Annotated in this window: 3 protein-coding genes; all 3 read left to right on the top strand. The window is 39.0% G+C overall.

From position 1 onward, the window contains the following. Positions 1-138: 138 nt before the first annotated feature. The 3 genes from R7Q41_RS24015 to R7Q41_RS24005 are packed head-to-tail and all read left to right on the top strand — an operon-like array spanning position 139 to position 1,100. Positions 139-585, top strand: coding sequence for a hypothetical protein (locus R7Q41_RS24015; RefSeq protein WP_277499360.1), 447 nt, complete (start codon positions 139-141; stop codon positions 583-585). Next, complete coding sequence (locus R7Q41_RS24010; protein WP_318144706.1) at positions 582-944, top strand: hypothetical protein; 363 nt, start codon at positions 582-584, stop codon at positions 942-944. The genes R7Q41_RS24015 and R7Q41_RS24010 overlap by 4 nt, the downstream gene beginning before the upstream one ends. After that, positions 945-1,100, top strand: a complete 156-nt coding sequence (locus R7Q41_RS24005; RefSeq protein WP_318144705.1) for a hypothetical protein — start codon at positions 945-947, stop codon at positions 1,098-1,100. The last annotated feature ends 304 nt before the right edge of the window (positions 1,101-1,404 follow it).

Below are 1,404 nucleotides of genomic sequence, written 5' to 3'. Positions count from 1 at the left end.
CTAACACACAGTATGCAGAATGCTATGCGGAAGGGTCTTTTACTTTGGCTGGAGATCAAGAAAAAGAACTACCTGCAGCACCATCAAAAACGCTATTAGATCGAATTGAATATGGTTTTATCGTTGAGGTGAAGTGATATGTATGCTTCTCCTGCAGTTGTAAAAGAAAGGACCTCTTTTATAGAGGTTTCTTCTCTTTCTGATGAAAAACTACAGTTATATATAGACCGTGCTGCTTCATGGATTCATAGAGAAGTGCAACGTACATTCGAAAATGAGACGAATAAACAGACACTCTCAGACCTCCTTACTGCTACCGTATTGCTCGTTGAGTATCTTTGGTACCAAGACCATCCGGAAATGAAAGAGGCGCAGTTGAGCGCAGCATCTAGCGAGAAAATAGGGAATTACTCTTATACACTTCGCGATGCATTAGGTGGGAATACTGCAGATGAAATGAAATTCGGAGCAAATAGAACAGGGATTAAAGAATTAGATTTAATTCTCGATTCGTTACGGACAAACAATACTATTACTGGATTCAATTTTTTTGGTGTATCTGGACCATCGAGGGTGAAACGATGAGATTTGAAAGCTTGCTAGTCCATCGCTGCACTTTGATAAAACAGAACGTTATTATTGGCCAAGATGATTACGGCCGAGATATATACGGGCAAGAGGATATACCAGATGTTCATTGTCGCTTTGATCAAATAGAAAAACGAGTGACCAATAATGATAACGGTGCCGATATTATTATCCAACCAATCCTTTACTTAGCCGCTTCTCAAGAAATTGAAGAAACCATGCTGATAAAAGATATACGAGATAAGCAAGATAATTCCTTATTACCTGGTGTATATGGAGTTAAGAAATTATCCCGTGAATATAGCAAGATTAGACTCCATCATTATGAAGTGGAGTTAAAAAAGGAGCGTGATTAAATGGGGATTAACATCAATGTAAGGTTAGATCCGCAAGCGCGCCAATTCGCTAGACAAATACCAGGGAAGTTAAAAGAAGCTCGCCAAAAAGCTGTTGAAGCAGCTGGAATGGTATGGGCAGATGAAGCTAAAGAAGTAACTCTATTGGTTATTTAACCAACATTCCCTATACCAATAAAAGCGGTAAAGGTGAGCGTGATGCTACTGAAGCAGATGTTGTTCATGAGTTGACAGAGGGTGAAGCTAAAACAAACCTAGAAATCGGCTCTGATGTTTCTTACGCTTCTCATTTAGAAAATAGATATAACATTATGGCCAGAGCATTAGATAGAGCAGAACCACGTATGCAGCAGGTAGCTGAAACGCAGGTTCGATTAATTTTAGAATAGGAGGGATATATTTGACTGATTACGTTGATCCAATCCCTCATATTGTGCGTTTCTTTAAAATATTTGGCGTT

This window comes from Vibrio sp. 2096 (assembly GCF_033339595.1).
Taxonomy (GTDB): Bacteria; Pseudomonadota; Gammaproteobacteria; order Enterobacterales; family Vibrionaceae; genus Vibrio; species Vibrio alginolyticus.
This window is presented reverse-complemented; position numbering and strand designations above follow the sequence as displayed.